20 protein-coding genes are annotated in these 21,485 nt (G+C 72.4%); 9 read left to right on the top strand and 11 right to left on the bottom strand.

Features of this window, described 5'->3' with window-relative positions; translation table 11 throughout:
* Positions 1-108: 108 nt before the first annotated feature.
* Positions 109-1,149, top strand: a complete 1,041-nt coding sequence (locus tag G3I78_RS02775) for a DUF2637 domain-containing protein (RefSeq protein ID WP_164421091.1) — start codon at positions 109-111, stop codon at positions 1,147-1,149.
* 81 nt (positions 1,150-1,230) lie between these two features.
* Here G3I78_RS02775 and G3I78_RS02770 read toward each other — a convergent pair whose 3' ends face one another.
* The 3 genes from G3I78_RS02770 to G3I78_RS02760 all read right to left on the bottom strand — a co-directional run bounded on the left by G3I78_RS02770 (position 1,231) and on the right by G3I78_RS02760 (position 3,649).
* Complete coding sequence (locus G3I78_RS02770) at positions 1,231-1,653, bottom strand: ATP-binding protein (protein WP_164421090.1); 423 nt, start codon at positions 1,651-1,653, stop codon at positions 1,231-1,233.
* Between the two features lie 817 nt (positions 1,654-2,470).
* Positions 2,471-2,935 carry a hypothetical protein gene (locus G3I78_RS02765; protein ID WP_164421089.1) on the bottom strand — a complete coding sequence of 155 codons (465 nt, stop codon included), beginning with the start codon at positions 2,933-2,935 and terminating at the stop codon, positions 2,471-2,473.
* Between the two features lie 102 nt (positions 2,936-3,037).
* Positions 3,038-3,649 (bottom strand): hypothetical protein, encoded by a 612-nt coding sequence (locus tag G3I78_RS02760; RefSeq protein WP_164421088.1) that lies wholly within the window; start codon positions 3,647-3,649, stop codon positions 3,038-3,040.
* 211 nt (positions 3,650-3,860) lie between these two features.
* Here G3I78_RS02760 and G3I78_RS02755 point away from each other — a divergent pair, with 211 nt between their 5' ends.
* Positions 3,861-5,303 (top strand): helix-turn-helix transcriptional regulator, encoded by a 1,443-nt coding sequence (locus G3I78_RS02755; RefSeq protein WP_164421087.1) that lies wholly within the window; start codon positions 3,861-3,863, stop codon positions 5,301-5,303.
* Here the strand turns inward: G3I78_RS02755 and G3I78_RS02750 are convergent.
* Genes G3I78_RS02750 through G3I78_RS51030 form a run of 3 tightly spaced genes read right to left on the bottom strand, consistent with a single transcriptional unit; the run spans position 5,291 to position 9,277 of the window.
* The gene (locus G3I78_RS02750) at positions 5,291-5,668 is read right to left on the bottom strand and encodes a VOC family protein (protein WP_164421086.1); all 378 of its coding nucleotides are present in this window, start codon (positions 5,666-5,668) and stop codon (positions 5,291-5,293) included. The genes G3I78_RS02755 and G3I78_RS02750 overlap by 13 nt on opposite strands.
* Positions 5,669-5,695: 27 nt before the next feature.
* Positions 5,696-7,438 carry a pyruvate dehydrogenase gene (locus tag G3I78_RS02745; RefSeq protein WP_164421085.1) on the bottom strand — a complete coding sequence of 581 codons (1,743 nt, stop codon included), beginning with the start codon at positions 7,436-7,438 and terminating at the stop codon, positions 5,696-5,698.
* Positions 7,439-7,492: 54 nt separating this feature from the next.
* Positions 7,493-9,277, bottom strand: coding sequence for a protein phosphatase 2C domain-containing protein (locus G3I78_RS51030; protein ID WP_203614078.1), 1,785 nt, complete (start codon positions 9,275-9,277; stop codon positions 7,493-7,495).
* A 294-nt stretch (positions 9,278-9,571) separates the two neighbouring features.
* Here G3I78_RS51030 and G3I78_RS02735 point away from each other — a divergent pair, with 294 nt between their 5' ends.
* Entirely contained in the window at positions 9,572-10,054 is a 483-nt protein-coding gene (locus tag G3I78_RS02735) for a DUF456 domain-containing protein (protein ID WP_164421084.1), read from the top strand.
* 77 nt (positions 10,055-10,131) lie between these two features.
* Positions 10,132-10,503, top strand: coding sequence for a PPOX class F420-dependent oxidoreductase (locus G3I78_RS02730; protein ID WP_164421083.1), 372 nt, complete (start codon positions 10,132-10,134; stop codon positions 10,501-10,503).
* On the opposite strand, the gene G3I78_RS02725 is transcribed toward G3I78_RS02730, so the two are convergent.
* Positions 10,500-10,982 (bottom strand): methylated-DNA--[protein]-cysteine S-methyltransferase, encoded by a 483-nt coding sequence (locus G3I78_RS02725; RefSeq protein ID WP_164421082.1) that lies wholly within the window; start codon positions 10,980-10,982, stop codon positions 10,500-10,502. The two genes, G3I78_RS02730 and G3I78_RS02725, sit on opposite strands and share 4 nt — an antisense overlap.
* Positions 10,982-12,367, bottom strand: a complete 1,386-nt coding sequence (locus tag G3I78_RS02720) for a DNA-3-methyladenine glycosylase 2 family protein (protein ID WP_164421081.1) — start codon at positions 12,365-12,367, stop codon at positions 10,982-10,984. The genes G3I78_RS02725 and G3I78_RS02720 overlap by 1 nt, the downstream gene beginning before the upstream one ends.
* A gap of 176 nt (positions 12,368-12,543) precedes the next feature.
* Between G3I78_RS02720 and G3I78_RS02715 the strand changes: the two genes are divergently transcribed.
* Positions 12,544-13,299 (top strand): hypothetical protein, encoded by a 756-nt coding sequence (locus G3I78_RS02715; protein ID WP_164421080.1) that lies wholly within the window; start codon positions 12,544-12,546, stop codon positions 13,297-13,299.
* Positions 13,300-13,323: 24 nt separating this feature from the next.
* Entirely contained in the window at positions 13,324-14,289 is a 966-nt protein-coding gene (locus G3I78_RS02710) for a hypothetical protein (RefSeq protein ID WP_164421079.1), read from the top strand.
* Between the two features lie 9 nt (positions 14,290-14,298).
* On the opposite strand, the gene G3I78_RS02705 is transcribed toward G3I78_RS02710, so the two are convergent.
* Positions 14,299-14,850 (bottom strand): GtrA family protein, encoded by a 552-nt coding sequence (locus G3I78_RS02705; RefSeq protein ID WP_239157579.1) that lies wholly within the window; start codon positions 14,848-14,850, stop codon positions 14,299-14,301.
* Positions 14,851-14,980: 130 nt separating this feature from the next.
* On the bottom strand, positions 14,981-16,072 hold the full coding sequence (gene rsgA, locus G3I78_RS02700) for a ribosome small subunit-dependent GTPase A (RefSeq protein WP_164421078.1): 1,092 nt from the start codon (positions 16,070-16,072) through the stop codon (positions 14,981-14,983).
* A gap of 322 nt (positions 16,073-16,394) precedes the next feature.
* On the opposite strand from rsgA, the gene G3I78_RS02695 reads away from it, so the two are divergent.
* From G3I78_RS02695 to G3I78_RS02685, 3 genes are all read left to right on the top strand, one after another.
* Positions 16,395-18,137, top strand: a complete 1,743-nt coding sequence (locus G3I78_RS02695) for an ABC transporter ATP-binding protein (protein ID WP_164421355.1) — start codon at positions 16,395-16,397, stop codon at positions 18,135-18,137.
* On the top strand, positions 18,134-20,041 hold the full coding sequence (locus tag G3I78_RS02690) for an ABC transporter ATP-binding protein (RefSeq protein ID WP_164421077.1): 1,908 nt from the start codon (positions 18,134-18,136) through the stop codon (positions 20,039-20,041). Before G3I78_RS02695 ends, G3I78_RS02690 begins: the two co-directional genes overlap by 4 nt.
* A gap of 109 nt (positions 20,042-20,150) precedes the next feature.
* Positions 20,151-21,221 (top strand): iron-siderophore ABC transporter substrate-binding protein, encoded by a 1,071-nt coding sequence (locus G3I78_RS02685; RefSeq protein WP_164421076.1) that lies wholly within the window; start codon positions 20,151-20,153, stop codon positions 21,219-21,221.
* Positions 21,222-21,277: 56 nt separating this feature from the next.
* Here G3I78_RS02685 and G3I78_RS02680 read toward each other — a convergent pair whose 3' ends face one another.
* Positions 21,278-21,481, bottom strand: a complete 204-nt coding sequence (locus tag G3I78_RS02680) for an MbtH family protein (protein WP_164421075.1) — start codon at positions 21,479-21,481, stop codon at positions 21,278-21,280.
* Positions 21,482-21,485: the final 4 nt, after the last annotated feature.

The following is a 21,485-nucleotide window of genomic DNA, read 5'->3' as shown; positions in this document are numbered from 1 at the left end:
CTCCCTTGCACTTCCTTGGCGGCCTCTTGCCCCGAAACCCCCTGAGGGCTGGCGGGAGTGGGCCACTATGGCGGGCGTTACGCCCTATCCCAATGCAAGGGACCCCAGATGAGACTGACCGACATATCGCTGAACTGGTTGCTTCCGGGCGCCGTACTGCTCCTGGGCATGCTGGCGGCGGTTGCGGTGCTCGCGCGGAGCAAGCGGTCCGGCGGGGAGCACGCGAAAGACGACTCGTGGGAGCGCAGCGAGGAGCGCCGCAGGCGCAAGGAGGCCATATACGGCACCGCCTCCTATGTCCTTCTGTTCTGCTGCGCGGCGGTCGCCGCGGCCCTCTCCTTCCGCGGCCTGGTCGGCTTCGGTGAGGAGAACCTGAGCCTCTCGGGCGGCTGGCAGTACCTGGTGCCGTTCGGTCTGGACGGCGCGGCGATGTTCTGCTCCGTCCTCGCGGTGCGCGAGGCCAGCCACGGTGACGCGGCGCTCGGCTCCCGGATACTGGTGTGGACGTTCGCGGGTGCCGCGGCCTGGTTCAACTGGGTGCACGCGCCGCGGGGCTTCGGCCACGACGGCGCCCCCCAGTTCTTCTCCGGCATGTCGCTCTCGGCGGCCGTGCTGTTCGACCGCGCGCTGAAGCAGACCCGCCGGGCCGCCCTGCGGGAGCAAGGTCTGGTGCCGCGGCCGCTGCCGCAGATCCGCGTGGTGCGCTGGCTGAGGGCGCCCCGTGAGACGTACAAGGCCTGGTCGCTGATGCTGCTGGAGAACGTCCGCAGCCTGGACGAGGCGGTCGACGAGGTCCGCGAGGACCAGCGTCAGAAGGAGGCGGCCCGCATCCGCCGCCGCGACCAGCAGCGTGTCGAGCGGGCGCAGCTCAAGGCGATCAGCCGCGGCCACCGTGGCTTCGTCGGCCGGGGCGCGCGTCAGCTGGAGCAGCCGCAGCAGGCGGCGGCCCTGGAGCGTGCCACCGCGGAGCCTGCCATATCGGCGCCGGAGCCCCAGCCGCTGCCCGTGCGACAGCGTCCGTCGCTCCAGCCGGTCCGCCATGGGTCTGATTCCTCCGTCGATCTCACCGCGGAGGACGACACAATGGCTCTACCGCGTCTCGACTCGCTGGAGCGCAAGCTCAAGGATCTTGAGCAGCAGTTCGGCTGAGTCACCGAACGGGGTCCACGGGGCCCGAGCACCACGGGAAGGGGGCGTGACCGTCGCGGTCACGCCCCCTTCCGTTGCGTCTCAGGCCGCCTCGGCGTCCAGTTCGAACCACACGGACTTCCCGACGCCGTGCGCCCGCACGCCCCAGGAGTCCGCGAGGGACTGCACCAGAACCAGGCCCCGGCCGTGCGTACCGTCGTCGGCGTTCGGTACGCGCACGCGCGGTCTGCGGGCGACGAAGTCCCGCACCTCCACCCGCAGCGCCCGCGGCCCGACCGTGGCGGTGACGACCGCGTCGTGGTCGGTGTGGACCAGTGCGTTGGTGACGAGTTCGCTGGTGAGCAGTTCGGCTATCTCGGACCGTCCGGGCCTCCCCCACTGTCGTAACAACTCGCGCAGCGCCCTGCGTGTCTCGGGGACCGCCCCCAGGTCCGCCCGCTCCAGTCTGCGCCGGAGCTGAGGCGACCGCGCCTGCTCCGTGGCGCCGTCGGCCGTCTCCTCCACTGTCTGAGCCGAGAAGGCCCCGACTGCCGTGGGACCGCCTCCTCGTGCCTGCCTCTTCATGACCCCCGCCCGCGTGCCGATGTCGGTTCCCCTCCTGCTCGAACACGTTCACGGGGATCCATGCCCGATAGTTCATGCGGCAGTCATGTCGAATCATCAACGACCGGGTGTTCGGCCACTCGGACGACAACGCCCCGGACCCGCCCGACAGGCCGGACACATCCCGGAAAAGCCCCTCCGGATCGCCGTACGGGACGGCCCCGTTCGAGCGGCACGACACCTCCCGGCGGTCCGTACGACCCTCCCGGCACCCGGCGCCTGTGCCGCTGGTCCCTGCCCTGTGGCATGTGCCCGGCAACCCGGTGCCGGCAGGCCCTGCGCCGAGCACGGCCTGCGCATGTCCCAAGGCCAGGGTGGGACAGGGAAACACCAGGTCAGCGAGGCGACTCAGCCCATCGGGACGGCCGCTCGGAAGGCTGGGACACCGACCCGGCGGATCGGTGTGCAGCCCCGGAGGGACGGGTTCCGGACTCGGTCCACAGTCCCGGCGGCTGCCCTACGACGGCCGGGGCACCCCTCGCCTACGCGAGCACCCCCGCCGCCGGTCCCGACGGTCGGGGTACGGCGAGCGGAGGTGAGGCGGTGCATCTGTTCCTGGTGGCGGCAGCCGACCCTGCGGTGCCGCGGGGCCCGTGACCCACGCGGCGCCGGGACACCGGTACCGCGCGGCGTGGGCCGATCCGACGACTCCTGGCTGCCCATCTCGCCGTACGGGACGAAGGGATGGGGCAGCTGGGAATGTGGCCGGAATGCGCTGTCAGGTGCCTTCGTTGCCCTTGGTGCCGATGTGGAAGATCTTCTGGCTGCCGCGGGTCATGTCGACGACGAGCGTGCTGGTCTGGCCGGCGCTCCAGGTGAGGGTGACGACGGCCTCCGTGTGGTCGGAGGTTCCGTTGTCGGTGACCTTCCAGGCGAGGGGGACGTTCTGGGCGCGCAGGACGCCGTCGGCGTGCTCCTTCTCCTCCCAGGCCCTCAGCTCCTTCTGGAAGGCGGGCGTGAGGTAGTGCGCGCGCAGGGCGTCCTTGAGCTCGCCGCCGCCCTCGTCGGTGACGGCGTCGACGTAGGCGCCGTAGAAGTCGGCGATGCGGGTGATGTTGTCGGACGGCTTGCCGCTGACGCTGCGGGGCGCTCCCGCGGAGGCCTGGGCGGTGACGCCGAGACCGAGGGCCAGGGCGAGGCCCAGGGCCAGGGTGGTGCGGCGGGTGGCCTTGGTGCTGTTCATGTTCGTTCCCCGTTTTCCGATGCTGCTGACGTTGGTGCCGCGGTGATGTGGTCCGTGCGGGGCCGCCCGCCCGACCCCCGTGCGAGAGGGCGGCCCCGCGTCTCAGTGGAGCTTGTTCACCGCGGTGGCGGTGGTCTTCTTGAAGGCCTTCACCGGGGCGTCGGCGAAGTCGCCCATCTGGGCCCATTCCACGACGGTGACGGTCCGGTCGTCCCGGCCGACGGACAGCAGGCGGATGTCGGTGGCGCCGTACGAGTACTCCGTGTGCAGGCCGTGCACCCGGGCGCCCTCCTCGACCGCCACCTTGCCGTAGTCCTTGTACTCGGCCTCCAGCTCCGGGTCGGACTGTTCGAGGCGGCCCGCGCAGGCACGGATCTCCTTGTCCAGGCGGGTGGCGAGCGCGGCGGCCTTGGCCTTGGTGCCGACCTCGATGGTCAGCTGGCGGGCGCTGGTGTCCAGGTCGGTGCGGAAGTCGCGGTACCGGGAGTCGTAGCCCGGCAGCGCCTCGTCCAGGCAGAGCCGCAGCTCGTCCGGGACGCCGTCGGTCACCTTGCCCGCCGTCCAGGCGGACGAGGGGTGCGGCGGGAGGTCGGCGGCCGAGAGGAACCGCGGCGCGGCCGGCGCGGCGCCCGCCTGTACGGAGAGTGTGACGCCGAGCACGAGGCCGGTGAGAGAGAGTACGGTGAGCGCGCCGGCTCGGGTGTGCCTGGGCATGGGTGTCCCCCGTGAGATCTGTGCATGGTCATGGGATGCCACAACGACTCCGGGTGGTCGGTCCGGCCTGGTCGGTGCGACACCAAGAGCATCAGCGGTCACACCGGGCGGACGCAACCAGGGACGCGGGATCCGTCGGCATGGAACCATCCCAGGGCGTCTGACGTGCAGGTATAGGGAGTGCCTGGGATACCGGATCAGGGGGGAATCGTTGTCAGCACCGGAACCGCAGGACGAGGTCCAGGAGTTCGCGGCCCTGTTGCGGCGGCTCAAGGAGCGCACCGACCGCAGCTACGGCTCGCTGGCCCGCCGCATCAACATGAACACCTCGACCCTGCACCGCTACTGCGCGGGCGAGGCGGTACCGCTCGACTTCGCCCCGGTGGAGCGGTTCGCCGCGCTGTGCGGGGCGTCGGCCGAGGAACGCCTGGAACTGCACCGCCTGTGGCTGCCGGCGGTGGCGGCACGGCAGCGGCCTCGGGCGGGTGAGGGCGCGGGGGCATCGGCCGGGGCAGCGGGGACGGCTGCGGGTGTGGGCGCGGGTGCGGGTGCGGGTGCGGTGACGGAAGCAGGGGCCGGCGGCCCGGCCGAGACCGCTCCGGCCGACGACAGGGACAGGGACACCCCTGCCGACGGTGACGGCGATGCCGACGGCAATGACGATGACGACACCGACGCCCTGGTCTCCGGCCCCGGTCTCCCCCCGCACCGTCCCTGGTATCGCCGCAGGCGGGTCGCCGTCGCCGCGGCCGCCGCGGTGGCGTTGCTCGCGACGGTGGGAAGTCTGGCGGCGTTGCCCTCGGGGCGGTCCGCGTCGGACAAGGTGGCGCAGGCTCCGGACCCGTCGTCCGGTACGACGGCTTCGGGCACGCCGGGCCGCACGCCGTCCGAGTCACCGAGCCTCTCGGCCACCTCGGGCTCCCCGTCACCCAAGGGCACCGGCAAGAGCGCCTCCCCCTCGGCGCCGGACGGCAGCACCGCCTCGAAGGGCACCGGCGACTCGGGGCAGCAGGGCACCTTCACCGGCACCCCGCTCACCTGGACCGTCAACTCCCACATCTGGAACGCGGGTTGCGGCCACGACTACGTCATCGACAAGCCGCCGGCCCAGGTCCCGCCGCCCCCGATGTCCCAGGACGCCGCGAACTGGGCGGGCCCGCTGGGCGCGATCCACGGCCGGGAGACGATGGTGCAGATCTCGGTGCAGGGCAAGAACTCCACGGCGGTCGTCCTGGAGGACCTCCGCGTCCGGGTCGTCTCGCGCGGGGCCCCGGCCAAGGGCAACGCGTACGCCATGGAGCAGGGCTGCGGCGGCGCGCTCACCCCGCGCTACTTCTCCGTGAACCTCGACAAGGACCGTCCGATCGCCCACCCGGAGTCCGGCAACGACGGCGAGAACGTCCTCCCGGCCGTGAAGATGCCGTACCGCGTCTCCTCCGAGGACCCGGAGATCCTGCTGGTGACCGCGCAGACCCAGACCTGCGACTGCAGCTGGTACCTGGAGCTGGACTGGTCCTCCCAGGGCCGCACCGGCACGGTCCGCGTCGACGACGGCGGAAAGCCGTTCCGCACGACGAGCATCAAGGGCCTGCCCCGCTACTGGTACGGCACGGACGGTGCCGGTCAGCGGGCCTGGGTGGACTACGACGGGTAGGACTTGAGCGGGGACCCCACCCGCAGAGCCGTGCCGTCCGTGTCCACGAAGGTGAACTCCCGCAGTCCGTAAGGCGCGTCGGCCGGCGCGCCGAAGCGGCCGTCGACGCCGGCCGCCGTCCACTCGGCGTGGACGGCGTCGGCGTCGCTCACATAGAGGTAGACGACGGCTCCGGTGCGGAGGGGGTCGTGATCGGGCGACTCGGTGAGGTGCATGGAGACCGAGCCGCGCTCGACGAAGCCGTACCGGTCCGGGCCGTCGTAGGGGTGCGCGGTGAAGCCCAGGCGGCGGTATCTCTCCAGGGCCGCGTCGAGGTCATGGACCGGGATGACGGGCGCGACCTCGGTGAAGGCGATCTCTGTCATCCAGCCAGTCTCGCACCCCGGGGCTCCTCAGGGCCGGGGCACGTTCCGCAGGTTGGAGCGGGCCATCTGCACCATCCGCCCGACTCCGCCGTCGAGGACGATCTTCGAGGCGGAAAGGGCGAAGCCGGTGACCATCTCGGCGCTGATCTTCGGCGGGATGGAGAGGGCGTTGGGGTCGGTGACGATGTCCACGAGGGCCGGGCCCTTGTGCTTGAACGCCGACTTCAGCGCCCCGGCGAGGTCCTTGGGCTTCTCGACGCGCACGCCGTACGCCCCGCATGCCTGGGCCACGGCGGCGAAGTCGGGGTTCTTGTTCGTGGTGCCGTAGGAGGGCAGCCCGGCGACCAGCATCTCCAACTCCACCATGCCGAGCGAGGAGTTGTTGAAGAGGACGACCTTCACGGGGAGGTCGTACTGCACGAGGGTCAGGAAGTCCCCCATCAGCATGGAGAACCCGCCGTCGCCCGACATCGACACGACCTGGCGCTTCCGGTCGGTGAACTGCGCGCCGATCGCCATCGGCAGCGCGTTGGCCATCGACCCGTGCGAGAACGAACCGATCACCCTCCGGCGGCCGTTGGGCGAGATGTACCGCGCGGCCCACACGTTGCACATCCCGGTGTCGACGGTGAACACCGCGTCGTCGTCCGCGAGTTCGTCCAGGACCGAGGCCACGTACTCGGGGTGGATCGGGACGTGCTTCTCGACCTTGCGGGTGTACGCCTTCACGACCCCTTCGAGCGCGTCGGCGTGTTTCTTCAGCATCTTGTCGAGGAAGCGCCGGTTGGTCTTCTCCTTCACCCGGGGCGTGAGGCAGCGCAGCGTCTCCTTCACGTCACCCCAGACCGCGAGGTCCAACTTGGAACGCCTGCCGAGGTGTTCGGGCCGTACGTCGACCTGGGCGATCTGCACGTCGTCGGGGAGGAAGGCGTTGTACGGGAAGTCGGTGCCGAGCAGGATCAGCAGGTCGCACTCGTGGGTGGCCTCGTACGCGGCGCCGTAGCCGAGCAGTCCGCTCATGCCGACGTCGAAGGGGTTGTCGTACTGGATCCATTCCTTGCCCCGAAGGGCGTGCCCCACCGGTGACTTGACCTTCTCCGCGAACTCCATGACCTCGGCGTGCGCGCCCGCGGTGCCGCTGCCGCAGAAGAGGGTGATCTTCTGCGCCTTGTCGATCATCTCGACGAGCTTGTCGATCTCGGTGTCGCCGGGGCCGACGCTGGGCCGGGAGGTGACGAGGGCGGTCTCGGCGGCCTGGTCGGGGGCGGGCTGGTCGGCGATGTCGCCAGGGAGGGAGACGACGCTGACGCCGGAGCGGCCGACGGCGTTCTGGATGGCGGTCTGGAGCAGCCTCGGCATCTGCTTGGGGCTGGAGATCAGCTCGCTGTAGTGGCTGCACTCGCGGAACAGCTGGTCGGGGTGGGTCTCCTGGAAGTAGCCGAGGCCGATCTCGCTGGAGGGGATGTGCGAGGCGAGGGCGAGGACCGGGGCCATGGAGCGGTGGGCGTCGTAGAGGCCGTTGATGAGGTGCAGGTTGCCGGGGCCGCAGGAACCGGCGCAGGCGGCGAGCTTGCCGGTGATCTGGGCCTCCGCGCCCGCGGCGAAGGCGGCGGTCTCCTCGTGGCGGACGTGCACCCAGTCGATGCCCGCGTTGCGGCGGACGGCGTCCACGACGGGGTTGAGGCTGTCGCCGACGACGCCGTAGAGGCGTTTCACCCCGGCCTTGACGAGGATGTCCACGAACTGCTCGGCGACGTTCTGTTTGGCCATGGATCCATGCACCCCTTCGGTCTCCTTGGGTCCATCAATCCACACTGGCCGCGATCACGCCTCCCAAACCGCCGCGGCCGTACGGTCGTCCGCGTACCCCTTGACCCTGACCTGACTGTCGGCGAGGAAAGCGGCGAGACCGGGCGCGGTGGGTCCCGACCACCTGCCGGTGAGGTACTCGCACAGTCCGGGTTCGCCGCGCAGGGGCTCGGCGAGGCCGCCGGTGCACATCAGGAGGGTGTCGCCCGGGCGGGCGACGGAGGCGCGGAAGCGGAAGGGTTCGCGGGACGGCTCCGGGGCGGGTTCGTAGGGGCTCGGGGGTGTGGGGATGCCGAGGTCCATGGTGAGGCGGTCGCCCTCGGGGGTCTCGGTGGGCAGCGAGCCGAAGCCGACGACCGGCTCGCCGGTGACCTCGGTGATCCGGGGTTCGATGTCGTGCCACTCGCCGTCGCGGAGCCTGAAGAGGCCGCCCGCGCCGACGCCGAAGAAGACCCGGACACGGCAGTCGGGGTCGGCGGGCAGGAGCAGACAGCGCAGGGTGGCCGCGTACTCCTCCGGGTCGATGCCCTGCTCGGCGGCGCTGGCGCGGAGTTTGCCGAGGCTGCGGTCGGTGAGGCGGTGCAGTCCGGACTTGAGGTCGCCGCGGCGGGCGGCGGTGATGTCCTGGGCGAGCCGGGCGTGACTGCGTCCCACGGCCCGCGCGATCCAGTGACAGGCCTCGGCGGCGGCGCGGTGGGCACCGGGGGTGGCGCGGGCGCCGGTCGCCATCGCGACGAGGACCAGCGCCTGCTCGCCGGTGCCGAAACGGGCGGTGAGCAGGGAGTCCCGGCGCGGCTCGCCCCGGAACCTGGCCGAGTCCCCGCGCACGGAGACGGCGCGCAGGGTGCAGGCGCCGTACCTGGCCCCGTCGAGCACGGTGTCGGCCACGAGGTCGTCGAGTTCGTCGGGGTCCGCGGGCGGGAGGGCGGTGGGTTCGGCGTCGTAGGTGGGCGGGCCGGAGCCCACGAAGCCGACGGGGGGTGGGGGGAGCGTGGGGAGGTCCACGTGGGTGGCCGTACGGAGTGCCGGTGGGGCGGGGGTGGCGTCGGCTTCCGGGGCTGCGGATTCCTGGACGCGTGCGGGGGGTTCGGCCGTGGGGTTGGGCTGGGTGAAGCCGGGGCCGGTGCGGGGGGCGGGGGCGGGTGCCATGTCGGGCTCGGGGAGTGCGGCGGCGGCGATGTCGGGTTCGGGGGGTGCGGCGGCCCACCAGTCGTCCGCGGCTCGGCGGGCGGAGGGGGCCCGGCCGGTGTCCGCAGGGGTGGCGTCCGCGTCGGGACCGGTTCCGAGCCCTGCGTCGGGGCGATCGGCACCCTGGGCCGGTGGCGGCGGTACGGCCGGCGGCCTCGGCGCGTCAGGGGGCATCCGTGAGGCCGGGACGCTCGTGGCGGGCGGTGTCTCCGTGGACGTACGGCTGCCGGACGGCGGTGGGGTCTCGGGTGAGCGCGCGACGAAGCCGGGCGGCTTGGGGCCGGGTGGGTAGGCCGCGGGGCCCTCGGGCGGGTCGGCCGGGTCGGGCGGCAGCTCCCCGGAGCCGCGGTGCCGGCCCGGACTCCCGGGCGGCGCGGTCTCCGGTGCCTCGGGGGCACCCGACCGCGGTGCGGGGACTCCGGCACCGGCCCGGGCCCCGCCGTCCTCGGCGGCACCGGACTGGCTCCCGTCCCGTACCGTCCCCGCCGCCGAGGCGAAGCGGTCGTCCAGGGTGTCGGGGGCCGGTGCGGGGCCCGTGTCGTCCGTGGTGTCGTACAGCTGACCCCACCAGTCGTCCTCGTGACCGGTGGGCCTTCCCCCCTGCTGGCTCATGCCCCTAATTGTCCACCGCGCGGGCCGTATGAAAACGGGGCATCCCGAAAATCGGGCGCGACCGCGCGCGTCGAACGGCGTGGCGAGTGAGTTCTCGAACAGGTGTGGCGGATGAGGCCGCCGGACGGCTCCACCCCCCACGGGAGAGCCGCCCGGCGACGCTTGCGGACCGGGACGCCGTGGGCGTCGTGCGGATCGGCCCCGAGTGTGACCCGTTTTCCTGTCGTTGAGCTGTGACTTCCGTACGAACATCGCTGACCTGCGTCTTCTGGCGCCCTCCGGCACCCTGGACATATGGGAGCGTGGGATCTCCTGCTGGTCGGCACGGTCATGCTGTTCGGCCTCTGCGGGGTACTGGTGCCCGGGGTGCCGGGGTCGTGGCTGGTGTGGGCCGCGGTTCTGTGGTGGGCGCTGAAGGATCCGCAGCCGGTCGCGTGGGGTGTGCTGGTGGGAGCCACCGTCGCGCTGTTCCTCTCGCAGGTGGTGCGGTGGGCGCTGCCACCGAGACGGCTGCGGGAGAGCGGGGCCACGCCCCGCATGGGGGCGTACGCCGGGGTGGGCGCGTTCCTCGGCTTCTTCCTGGTCCCCGTGCTCGGCGCGATCCCCGGGTTCATGGGCGGCATCTACCTGTCGGAGCGGCTGCGACTGGGCCGCCCCGGCGAGGCACGGGCCGCCCTGCGCACGGCGATGCGCTCGGGCGGCTCCAGTGTGCTGGCCGAGCTGTTCACCTGTCTGCTCATCATGGGCGCGTGGCTGGGGACGGTGCTGTGGGGCTGACGTAGGGCTGTGGTCCCGGAAGGATCTGGGCCGCCGTTCCGATGTGCGGGCGGCGCCGACGTGCTTGGCTGGCCGCCATGACCGAATTCAGCGAGGCCGAGCGCGCGTACCTGAAGTCGCAGCGGCTGGGGCGGCTGGCCACCGTCGACCAGCACGGGCAGCCGCAGGCGAACCCGGTCGGCTTCTTCCCGCAGGACGACGGCACCATCCTGATCGGCGGCTACGCCCTGGGCCGCACCAAGAAGTGGCGCAACCTCCAGAAGAACCCGAAGGTCGCGCTGGTCGTGGACGACATAGCCAGCCTGAAGCCGTGGACCGTGCGCGGCATCGACATCCGCGGGGAGGCGGAACTCCTCACCGGCCCGCACGAGTTGGGCCCGCACTTCAGCGAGGAGCTGATCCGCATCCATCCGCGCCGCATCCACAGCTGGGGTCTTGAGGAGGGCTAGAGGGCGCGTTCCAGGGTGAGCAGGGTGGTCTTGCGTTCCAGGCCGCCCGCGTATCCGGTGAGGGAGCCGTTCGCTCCGATCACCCGGTGGCAGGGGCGGAGGATCAGCAGGGGGTTGGCGCCGATCGCGCCGCCGACGGCCCGGACGGCGATCCGGGAGGCGCCGATCCGGGCGGCGATCTCGCCGTACGTCGTGGTCGAGCCGTAGGCGACGTCGTCGAGGGCGTCCCAGACCCGGGTCCGGAACTCGGTGCCGACCGGTGCCAACTCCAGCTGGAACTCCTTGAGTTCTCCGGCGAAGTAGGCGGCGAGTTGTTCCTCCGCGGCCCGGAACGGGCCCGGGTCGTGCAGCCAACCCTCCTGCACGGTACGGCCGTTCTTCTGCCCGGGCACGGACAGCGAGGTCAGTGCTCCGGTCGCGTCGGCGGTCACCAGAAGGGGGCCGACGGGGCTGTCGAGGTGGGTCCAGCGGGTGCTCATCAGTACTCCAACTCCCCTGCTGCGAGCAGGTGTTGCCAGGCGTAGGAGCGCCAGGGGCGCCAGGTGTCGGGGGTCTCGGTGCCCGGTGGGGCGATGTCGGGGTCGCCGAGGGCGCGGGCCCGGACGACGGCGACGGTACGGGTGTCCAGGCCGGGCAGGGCGAGCAGCGCGTGCTGCGCGTGGTCCCGGTCGGCGCCCGGGTCGAGGCGTACGGTCCCGTCGGCGAGGGCGGTGGCGAGCGCGCCCAGGGGGCCGTCGTCCTCCGTCAGCGCGGCCGGTTCGGGGAAGAGGTGGGTGAGGCCGCCGCAAGGTGCGTCCAGGGTCTTGCCGTAGCGCTGGACGAGGGTCGCGGACACGGTGGGGCCCACCAGTGCCCGTACGGCGAACTCCTCGGCGTCGGCGGTGCCGGGCGAGCGGAGTCCGGGGCGGGCGGCGACCAGCGGGGCGAGCCGGGCGTCGGCGCCGAGCCGCTCGTCGACGGCGTAGGGATCGGCGGCGAGGTCGAACAGCCGCCGCAGCCGTCCGACGGCGGTGGTCAGGTCGCGGGGGTCGGTGAGGTGCAGCTGGGCGTCGAGCCAGCCGCCGGGGTGGGCGCCGGACGTGGTCCGCGTGGTGCCGGGCCGTTCGCCGACGGCGGCGATTCCGGTGCCGTGCGGGAGGCGCAGCGTACGGCGGTAGGTGCGCCGCCCGGGTGTCCCGCTCACCTCCTCGACGCCGGGTACGGCCTCGCGTTCCAGCAGGTCGAAGACGGCACCGGAGCGGTAGGGGCCGCGGTGGGCGAGCCGTAGCGGAATGCCCGCCGTGGGGGTGGCCGGGCGCCGGGCCCCGCTCCGGGCGGCGGCGCGCAGTTCGCTCGGTGTCGAGGCGTAGATCTCGCGGACCGTGTCGTTGAACTGGCGGACGCTGGCGAAGCCCGCCGCGAACGCGATCTCGGTGACCGCCAGATCGGTGGTCTGGAGCAGGACGCGCGCGGTGTGGGAGCGCTGGGCGCGGGCCAGCGCGACGGGGCCCGCGCCGAGTTCGGCGGTGAGCTGGCGCTGGACCTGGCGGGCGCTGTAGCCGAGGCGGCCTGCGAGTCCGGAGACGCCCTCGCGGTCGACGATCCCATCGCCGATCAGGCGCATGGCCCGGCCCACCACGTCCGCCCGTACGTTCCAGTCCGCGGAGCCGGGCACCGCGTCCGGGCGGCAGCGGCGGCAGGCCCGGAAGCCCGAGCCCTGGGCGGCGGCGGCCGTCGCGTAGAAGCGGACGTTGCGGCGCTTCGGGGTCACCGCCGGACAGCTGGGCCGGCAGTAGATCCCGGTCGTCTCGACGGCGAAGAAGAACTCCCCGTCGAACCGGGCGTCCCGGCTCCGTACGGCTTCGTACCTGGTGTCTTCGTCCATCACGCCCTCCAGTCTCCCCCGGCCGGGAAACCGCGGCTGGCGGAAATCGGACACGGGCTTGAGGCGGGCGCGGGACCGGTGGCGGTCAGTAGAAGTACGTAACGCGTTGCGTAATTGCGGGCCGGGGGTTTGCCGGGCGGGGTGGGGTGTCGGTGCGGGCGCCTACTGTGCCGGGCATGGACACGATCTACCAGACCTGGGCCGAGACGGTCGCCCTGTTCGAGCGGCGGGGATTCCCGCAGGAGTCGTACGACAATCTCGACGAGGACGAGTACATCCTGCACCCGGGACCCGCCGTGCTGCCCGGCTCGCTCTGGCTGGACGACCACCAGTACCGGCACCAGAACCCGTGGATCAAGGCCGGTGGGCGGCCCGAGTACGAGGGGATCGACGGCGCGGTCACCGGATATGTCATCGACGGTGACCTCCAGGTCGACGGTAACATCCTGAACCTGGACTACGGCAGCCCGTCGCTGATCGTGCTGGGTGATCTGAAGGTTGCCAACCTGGTCCTCTCCGGCTCCTCGACCCTTCTGGTGCAGGGGGACATCGTGGCCGAGACCTTCGTCGGCAACTCCACCGACCAGTACGTCGAGGTCCGCGGTGATCTGCGGGCCGCTCTGACGGTCCTGTGGGACGAGTTCGTGCCCGAGGTCGGCGGGAGCCTGCGCGGGCGGGCCGTGGTGCCCGAGTACCTGGACCCGGCGGCCTACGAGCTGACCGTCGAGGACCCGGCGCCGGACACCGGCCTGTCCGGGCTGCTGGTGCCGGAGGTCCTGATCGCCGACGGCGACTCCCCCGGCGACGACACCTACCTCGCCGAGGCGGGCCTGCGCTACGAGCATCTGCTCGACCGGCTGGTGCGGGGACTGCCCGCGATCCGCGGCGGACGCACGGTCGCCGCGCTGGAGGAACTGCCGCCGACGCGGTAAGTGACCGTGGAGGAGGGCGAGTCGATGCCGGACGAGAACGACGTGCGGGAGGACATCCTGTACGTCCGCGAGGAGCGGGGCACGACCTGGTTCCTGCTGATCGCCTACCGGCCGGGGGACTCCGGCCGCGCCGCCGGGTATGTGTTCCGGCGCCCGGTGGACGGCACGGGTCCCGCCGAGAACGTCCTGGCCACCAACGACACCCTGCGTGAGCTGTGGTGTTCGCCGCTGGGCCATCCCTGGCTGACGAGCACCACCGGCCTGGTGTGGACCACGGCACCGGTGTCCTGGCGGGACCGGGAGGCCACCGGTGACCTGGAGTTCGAGGTGCCGGAGGGCGGTCTCGGGTGGCGGCACGTCGAGCTGCCGCGCCAGGAGTCCAACGGGCTGCGCCCCAACCCGATGGCGATCTGGGGCAGTTCGGACCGGGACGTGCATGTCGCCACCTTCGGCGGGGTCCTCTACCACTGGGACGGCGAGGTCTGGACCCAGCACGACCCCGGTCTCAGGAAACCCATCGGCGCGCTCCGCGGCCGTGGCGCGGACGACGTGTACGCCGTGGGGTACGGCAGCACCCTGCTGCACTTCGACGGGGCGCGCTGGCGGGTGCTCGACGATCCGGACGGACCCGCCACCGACGACATCCTCACCGCCGTGGTGTTCCTCCCCGACGGCGATGTGCTGATCAGCGGCAAGTCGCGAGGCGGGCGTGTGCTCCGCGGTTCGGCCGAGCGGGGCTTCACCGTGGCGGGCCGCCACGGGCTGCCCCTGTCCGACATGGCACTGGTGGACGGCCGGCTCTTCCTCGCCGCGGGCAAGAGCGGCGCCGCCGAGCTGACCGACGACGGGGTCCGGATCCTGCGCGACGACCTGGCGCCCTGGTCGGTCGCCGGGGGCCGCGGCCGGGTCTACTTCACCTTCACCCCCGACGAGGCGACGTACGCGGAACTGGACCTCGCCACCGGTGAGTGGCGGGAGCGCGCTTACTGACCAGGGCTGCTAGGCGGCGAGGAGGACGGGCTCGGACTGCTGCACGGGCTCGGGCCGCTGCACGGGCGCGGTCTGCCGCACCGGCTCGGGCTGCTGCTTCAGGGGCGGTGCGCTCCTGTCGCGGCGGGTGGCGAAGACGTACAGGCGCAGGACGGCGAACCGGCAGGTGCCGGCGAGGCCGGAGGCGCCGAGGTAGACGATCTGCTCGGTCAGCGCGCCGGGCGACGACCGGACCAGGTGCAGCACAAACACGGCGAGTCCGGTCGCGAGGTAGGCGGCGGTGGCCGAGCCCGCGGACTGCCAGTGCTCGCGCCATCCGGCACCGCGCTTCTGGCCGAACGTGTAGCGGGCGTGGAGTTCGGTGCACAGCAGGGTGGAGACGATCGTGACGAGCGCGTTCGAGACCGCCCAGGGCATGGCCGCGGCCAGGAGCGGTACGGCGAGGCCGGCGACGACTCCGACACCACCCCCGAAGAGCACGAACCGCAGGAACGAGGCGAGAGGGCCGGGGGTGGTGGCCGGAGTCGCCGTCCCGGGCTCGGGTGGGAGCGGCGACTTCATGGGATGTACTCCTTGGGTGTTCGGGGGGGGCGGCTGGTCTGGTGTGGTCTGACTGATTGCGTTGTCGGGGGCCGGGATATCGGCGCGGTCGGCGCGGTCGGCGGTGATGCCGACCGCGCCTCCGTGTCCGTCAGTGCCAGCGCCCCCGCTTGGCCTCCATCGCCGCCTTGCCCTCCGCGCCGCGCTTCTTCCACTCGCGCCGGATCTCGGAGCGGAGCCGTGCGTCGGTCTTGGCCACGATGCGCTGGTTCTCCCGCAGGAGCTTGCGGTAGCTCTCCAGCCGCCGCTCGGACAGCTCACCGGAGTCGATGGCGGCGAGCACCGCGCACCCCGGTTCGCTCTCGTGCGCGCAGTCGTGGAAACGGCACCGCGCGCCCAGCTGCTCGATCTCGGAGAAGACCTGTCCGACCCCGGTCCCGGCGTCCCAGAGCCCGACGCCCCGGAGGCCGGGGGTGTCGATCAGGACGCCCCCGCCCGGCAGGGCGAGGAGGTTGCGGGTGGTCGTCGTGTGACGGCCCTTGCCGTCCACGTCACGCGTGGCGTGGACGGTCATCACGTCCTCGCCGACGAGGGCGTTCGCGAGCGTCGACTTGCCCGCACCGGACTGCCCGAGCAGTACGGACGTACCGCCGGAGACGACCGCGACCAGCACGTCGAGCCCGTCGCCGTCGAGGGCGCTGACGGTCAGCACCGGGACACCCGGCGCCGTCGTCTCCACGTCCTCCACGAGATGCGAGAGCGTCACCGCGTCCGGCACCAGGTCGGCCTTGGTGAGCACGACCACGGGCTGTGCGCCGGACTCCCAGGCCAGGGCCAGGAACCGTTCGATACGACCGAGGTCGAGTTCGACGGCCAGCGACACAGCGACGATCGCGTGGTCGACGTTGGCCGCGAGGATCTGCCCCTCGGACCGCTTGGAGGAGGTGGAGCGCACGAAGGCGGTACGGCGTGGCAGATACGTCCGTACGTAGCGCGGGTTGCCGACGGGCTCGACGACGGCCCAGTCCCCGGTGCACAGCACGCGCATCGGGTCGTTCGGGGTGACGAACGCGGTGTCGGCCCGCATCGTCCCGTCGGCGGTGACGAGGTCGCACTGCCCGCGGTCGACCCGGACGACTCGTCCGGGCAGGAGCCCTTCGGACTCGTAGGGGGCGAACTCGTCCGCCCATGCCTCGTCCCAGCCGTAGGGAGCGAGAGCGGAGAAAACTGAGAGGGAAGTCAAGGGAGACCCTTCACAAGGGTGGCCCCGGCGCAGGGAGTTGAGGTCAGCCGACGGCCACGGAGGTGGACTTGATGATCTGGATGCGGGCAGTGCTCATCGCAAAGACAGCCATCGGTCGACACCTCCTCCAGGTCCTCGTCGGCGGTCACGGCAGCCGTGGGGGCCGCCGCGCGAAGCTCGCTCAGCTTAGGGACGCGCACCCTTCGCGTGCCACTTGTTTTTCCGAAGAGAACGAGCCAGAACATTGACTCGACTTCGTTTACTTAGAGTAGCCTTGCCTAAGTTGGCCCGTTACCGGAGGGTGCTGGTGAGTACTGGGGAGCTGTCGGGGCGGGATGTCCTGACCCGATCGGTCGGGGGGCAGGCACGGCGCCTCGGTGTCGGTGCGGTGCTCGGAAGCGTGCACCAACTGGGGGAAGCCCTGGTGCCCGTGCTCATCGGCGTGGTCATCGACCAGGCCGTGGCCGGTCAGGACGCCGGGCGGCTGACGCTGTGGCTGGTGGTCCTGGCCGTCATCTACGTCTGTCTGTCCTGGAGTTTCCGGCTGGGCGCGCGGGCCGGGGAACGGGGTGCGGAGGAAGCCGCGCACGAGCTCCGGCTGGCGGTCATGCGCCGGGTCCTCGACGCCCGTGGAGGTGCCGAGGAAGGCCGGTTGCCCGGTGAGCTCGCCAACGTGGCCACGGAGGACGCCAAGCGCGTCGGCGCCGTCAACATGGCGGCGCTGAGCGGCATTTGGGCCGTCGCCGGTGTCACGGTGAGTGCCGTGGCCCTGCTCGTGACCTCGGTGCCGCTCGGCCTGATCGTGCTGCTGGGGACTCCCGTGCTGCTCTGGCTGGGGCATCTGCTGAGCAAGCCCCTGGAGCGGCGCAGCGAGGCCGAGCAGGACCGGGCCGCCCATGCCTCGGGCGTGGCCGCCGACCTGGTGGCCGGACTGCGGGTGCTGAAGGGGCTGGGCGCGCAGCGGGCCGCCGTCGAGCGGTACCGGCGCACCAGCCGCGTCTCCCTGGCCGCCACCCTGCGCGCGGCGCGGGCGGAGGCCTGGCAGACCGGCCTCGTCCTGGCGCTCACCGGCGGGTTCATCGCGCTGATCGCCCTGGTCGGCGGACGGCTGGCCCTCGACGGGTCCCTCACCCTGGGGCAGTTGGTCTCCGCGGTGGGCCTCGCGCTCTTCCTGCTCGGTCCGCTGGAGACCTTCGCCTGGGTCAACGCCGAGCTGGCCCAGGGCCGCGCCTCGGCCGCCCGGATCGCCCAGGTCCTGAGCGCCCACCCCGCCGTCGTGGACGGGACCGACCCGGTGCCGCACCCCGTGCGCGGCGAACTCCGGCTGCGCGGCGTACGTCTGGGCGGCCTGGACGGCGTCGACCTCGACCTGCGCGCCGGGGTCATGACCGGCATCGCGGTGACGGACCCGGCCTCGGCCGACGCCCTGCTGCGCTGCCTGGGCCGGGAGACCGATCCCGAGGCGGGCTCGGTCGAACTGGACGGCGTACCGCTGACCGGTCTCGACCCGGCGGCACTGCGGGCGGCGGTGCTGGTGGCCGCCCACGACGCGGCCCTGTTCGAGGGCTCGCTGGCGGAGAACGTGGTCCTGGAGGACGGGACGGAGACCGGCGGGCCCGGTGAGCTGACGCACGGCGCGAGCACGCCCCGCGAGATCTCACCCCCCGACCCCCGCACCGAGCACGCACTCACCGCCGCCCGCGCGGACGAGGTCGCCCGCTCCCTGCCGTACGGCCTCGCCACCGACGTGGGCGAGAGCGGCCGGTCCCTGTCCGGCGGGCAGCGCCAACGTGTGCTGCTGGCAAGGGCGTTGCGTGCCGCGCCGTCCGTCCTGGTCGTGCACGATCCGACGACCGCGGTGGACGCGGTGACCGAGGCCCGTATCGCCGAGGGGCTGCGGGAGATCCGCCAGGGGCGTACCACCGTGGTGGTGACCAACAGCCCCGCACTGCTCGCCGTCACCGACCGCGTGGTCCTCCTCGACGAGGGCCGGGTCGGGGCCGAGGGCACCCATTCGGAACTGGTGCGCACCGAGGCGGCCTACCGGACGGCGGTCCTGGCATGACGACCGACGCCCGGACCACTCCGAACCCCGAGCCGGACAGCGGCTCCCGGACCGACCCCAGCACGGAGCCCGCCCTGGACACGCACCGGCCCCCGGACCCGACGGCCCCCGCCGACCCGCACCCGGCCGAGGCCTCCGACCGCGCCCTGCTCCCCACCGCCACCCCCGCCCGCACCCGGGCCGCCGTACGCGAACTGCTGCGCCCGCACCGGAGGTTGGCCGCCGCCGGGTTCGGGCTGATGGTGATCGCCACGGCCGTCGGACTGCTCACCCAGCCGCTGCTCGGCCGCATCGTCGACGTCGTCACCGAGCAGCGCCCCGCCGACGCGCTCACCTGGCCCGTGGTCGCACTGGCCGCCGTGGGCGTGGTGCAGGGTGTCACCACCGCGCTGGGGATGTCCCTGGTGTCCCGGCTCGGCGAGACCGCGCTCGCCCGGCTGCGGGAGCTCTTCGTGGAGCGCGCCCTGTCGCTGCCCCTGGAGCGACTGGAGAAGGCGGGCTCGGGCGACCTCAACTCGCGGGTCACCCGTGACGTGTCCCGGGTCGCCGAGGCGGTGCGCACCGCGCTGCCCGAACTGGCCCGCTCCGCGCTGTCGATCGTGCTGACGCTGGGCGCCCTCGCGCTGCTGGACTGGCGGTTCCTGCTGGCAGCGCTGCTCGCCGTGCCCGTACAGGCGCACACCGCGCGCTGGTACGTGCGCAACGCCGTCCCCCTGTACGCGAAGGAGCGCATCGCGACCGGCGCCCAGCAGCAGCAGTTGCTGGACAGCATCGGCGGGGCCCGGACCGTACGGGCGTACCGCCAGCAGGGTGTGCACGCCCGCCGGGTCGACGAACGCTCGCGTGCCGCCGTGGAGTTGACGATGCGCGGGGTGCGGCTGGTGCTGCGCTTCTACAGCCGGCTGCACATCGCCGAGTACGTGGGGCTCGCCGCCGTCCTGGTGACGGGCTTCCTGCTGGTGCGTTCCGGTTCCGCCTCGGTCGGCACGGCCACCGCCGCCGCGCTGTACTTCCTCAGTCTCTTCGGCCCGGTCAACACCGCGCTCGTACTGCTCGACGACGCTCAGTCGGCGACGGCGGGCCTCGCCCGGCTGGTCGGCGTGGTCGACGAGACGCCCCCCGCCGTACGCGACGCGGTGGACGAGGACCTGGCACCCACGGCCGGCGACCCTTCGGTGACCCTGACCGGTGTCGTGCACGCGTACGTGCCCGGCAGACCCGTGCTGCACGGCGTCGATCTGGAGGTGCGGCCCAAGGAGCGGGTCGCGCTGGTCGGGACCACGGGCGCGGGCAAGACGACCCTGGCCAAGCTGGTGGCGGGCGTGCACCGGCCGCAGGAGGGCCGGGTCGAGGTCGGGGGCGTGGAGCCGGACGAGTCCGCCGGCACGGTGGGGCTCGTCACCCAGGAGGTGCACGTGTTCGCCGGACCGCTCGCCGACGACCTGCGCCTCGCCCGCCCGGACGCGAGCGACGAGGAGCTGCGGGAGGCGCTGGCCGAGGTGGACGCCCTCGGCTGGGCCGAGGCGCTGCCGGAGGGGCTGGACACCGTCGTCGGGGACGGCGGCCACCAGCTCACCCCCGACCGGGCCCAGCAACTGGCCCTGGCCCGGCTGCTGTTGGCCGACCCGCCGGTCGTCGTGCTCGACGAAGCGACCGCGGAGGCGGGCAGTTCGGGCGCGCGGCTGCTGGACGAGGCCGCCGAGCGTGCCCTGCGGGGCCGTACGGCCCTGGTCGTCGCGCACCGGCTGAGCCAGGCCGCGGCCGCGGACCGGGTGGTCGTGCTGAGCGACGGCCGGGTCGTGGAGAGCGGCACGCACGAGGAACTGCTCACCGCCGAAGGGCCGTACGCCGCCCTGTGGCTCGCCTGGTCCGACAGCCGCTCCCCCGGCGACCACCACCACTGACCCCACAGCCGCCCCCCAACTCCCCTTTCACCGTGACGAGTTCACCGTGCCGAATCCACCGTGATGAATCACCGCGACAAGTCACCGCGACGAACAGAAGGATCACCCGATGCCCCGCGCCAACAGAGCTTCACGGCTGACCGGCCTGCTCACCTCCGTACTCCTGCTCGCGGCGGCCGCTGTCGCCTGCGGCTCCTCCGACTCGGACTCCGGTTCGGCCTCGTCCGGCGCCACGGGCTCGTCCGCCTCGGCGGGCGCGTTCCCCGTGACGATCGACCACAAGTTCGGCAGTACGACGATCAAGGCCGAGCCGAAGCGGATCGTGACCGTCGGCCTCACCGACCAGGACGCCGTGCTCGCGCTGGGCAAGGTGCCGGTGGGCACCACCGAGTGGCTGGGCGGCTACAAGGGCGCGATCGGGCCGTGGGCCCAGGACAAGCTGGGCGGCGCGGCGGCGCCGACCGTCCTCAAGGACACCGGCACCGGCCCCCAGGTGGAGAAGATCGCCGCGCTCAAGCCCGATCTGATCCTCGCCGTGTACTCGGGGCTCACCAAGGCCCAGTACGAGAGCCTGTCGAAGTTCGCGCCGGTCGTCGCCCAGCCGAAGGCGTACAACGACTACGGGGTGCCGTGGCAGCAGCAGACCGAGGAGATCGGCAAGGCGCTCGGCAAGGCTGCCGAGGCCAAGACGCTGGTGTCGGGTGTCGAGGCGAAGTTCGCCGCGGCCAAGAAGGAGCACCCCGAGTTCGCCGGGGCGACGGCGGTCATGGCGACGCCGTACGAGGGCACGTTCGTCTACGGCAGCCAGGATGTCCGCTCGCGGATCCTGTCCGACCTGGGCTTCTCGCTGCCGAAGGACCTCGACAAGGTGATCGGGGACCAGTTCGGCGCCAACATCAGCAAGGAGCGCTTCGACCTGCTCGACCAGGACGTCGACGTGTGGATCCTGCCGGACGCCGGCCCGGCGGTGACCAAGCTGCACAGCGACAAGGTCTACGCCGACCTGAACGTGGTGAAGCAGGGCCGTGAGGTCTTCATCCCGGAGACCAGCGACTACGGCAACGCGGTCTCCCTGTCGACCGTGCTGAGCCTCCCCTACGTCCTGGACCGCCTGGTGCCGCAGCTGACGGCCGCGGTGGACGGCAAGACCTCGACCAAGGTGGAGCAGCCAGCTTCCTGAACATACTGAAGGGGGCGGGTCCGGTACCGGACCCGCCCCCTTTTTCATGTGTGCGCTCAGGCGCCGTCGACCAGGCTCTTGGGCCGCATGTCCGTCCAGTGGGTCTCGATGTGGTCCAGGCACTCCTGGCGGCCGGCCGGGCCGTGGGCGACCGTCCAGCCCGCCGGGACGTCCACGAACTCCGGCCAAAGGCTGTACTGGCCCTCGTCGTTGACGAGGACGGTGTAGACGCCGTCAGGGTTCTCGAACGGGTTGCTCATCTCA

Source organism: Streptomyces sp. SID13726 (assembly GCF_010548375.1).
Classification (GTDB): Bacteria; Actinomycetota; Actinomycetes; order Streptomycetales; family Streptomycetaceae; genus Streptomyces.
This window is presented reverse-complemented; position numbering and strand designations above follow the sequence as displayed.

Bases quoted from the DNA above. Each gene is read 5' to 3' on its own strand.
- G3I78_RS02775 (WP_164421091.1), top strand. From the start codon at position 109: ATGAGACTGACCGACATATCGCTGAACTGGTTGCTTCCGGGCGCCGTA.
- G3I78_RS02765 (WP_164421089.1), bottom strand. From the start codon at position 2,935: ATGAACAGCACCAAGGCCACCCGCCGCACCACCCTGGCCCTGGGCCTC.
- G3I78_RS02760 (WP_164421088.1), bottom strand. From the start codon at position 3,649: ATGCCCAGGCACACCCGAGCCGGCGCGCTCACCGTACTCTCTCTCACC.
- G3I78_RS02750 (WP_164421086.1), bottom strand. From the start codon at position 5,668: ATGACAGAGATCGCCTTCACCGAGGTCGCGCCCGTCATCCCGGTCCAT.
- G3I78_RS02745 (WP_164421085.1), bottom strand. From the start codon at position 7,438: ATGGCCAAACAGAACGTCGCCGAGCAGTTCGTGGACATCCTCGTCAAG.
- G3I78_RS51030 (WP_203614078.1), bottom strand. From the start codon at position 9,277: ATGAGCCAGCAGGGGGGAAGGCCCACCGGTCACGAGGACGACTGGTGG.
- G3I78_RS02735 (WP_164421084.1), top strand. From the start codon at position 9,572: ATGGGAGCGTGGGATCTCCTGCTGGTCGGCACGGTCATGCTGTTCGGC.
- G3I78_RS02730 (WP_164421083.1), top strand. From the start codon at position 10,132: ATGACCGAATTCAGCGAGGCCGAGCGCGCGTACCTGAAGTCGCAGCGG.
- G3I78_RS02725 (WP_164421082.1), bottom strand. From the start codon at position 10,982: ATGAGCACCCGCTGGACCCACCTCGACAGCCCCGTCGGCCCCCTTCTG.
- G3I78_RS02720 (WP_164421081.1), bottom strand. From the start codon at position 12,367: ATGGACGAAGACACCAGGTACGAAGCCGTACGGAGCCGGGACGCCCGG.
- G3I78_RS02715 (WP_164421080.1), top strand. From the start codon at position 12,544: ATGGACACGATCTACCAGACCTGGGCCGAGACGGTCGCCCTGTTCGAG.
- G3I78_RS02710 (WP_164421079.1), top strand. From the start codon at position 13,324: ATGCCGGACGAGAACGACGTGCGGGAGGACATCCTGTACGTCCGCGAG.
- G3I78_RS02705 (WP_239157579.1), bottom strand. From the start codon at position 14,850: ATGAAGTCGCCGCTCCCACCCGAGCCCGGGACGGCGACTCCGGCCACC.
- G3I78_RS02690 (WP_164421077.1), top strand. From the start codon at position 18,134: ATGACGACCGACGCCCGGACCACTCCGAACCCCGAGCCGGACAGCGGC.
- G3I78_RS02685 (WP_164421076.1), top strand. From the start codon at position 20,151: ATGCCCCGCGCCAACAGAGCTTCACGGCTGACCGGCCTGCTCACCTCC.
- G3I78_RS02680 (WP_164421075.1), bottom strand. From the start codon at position 21,481: ATGAGCAACCCGTTCGAGAACCCTGACGGCGTCTACACCGTCCTCGTC.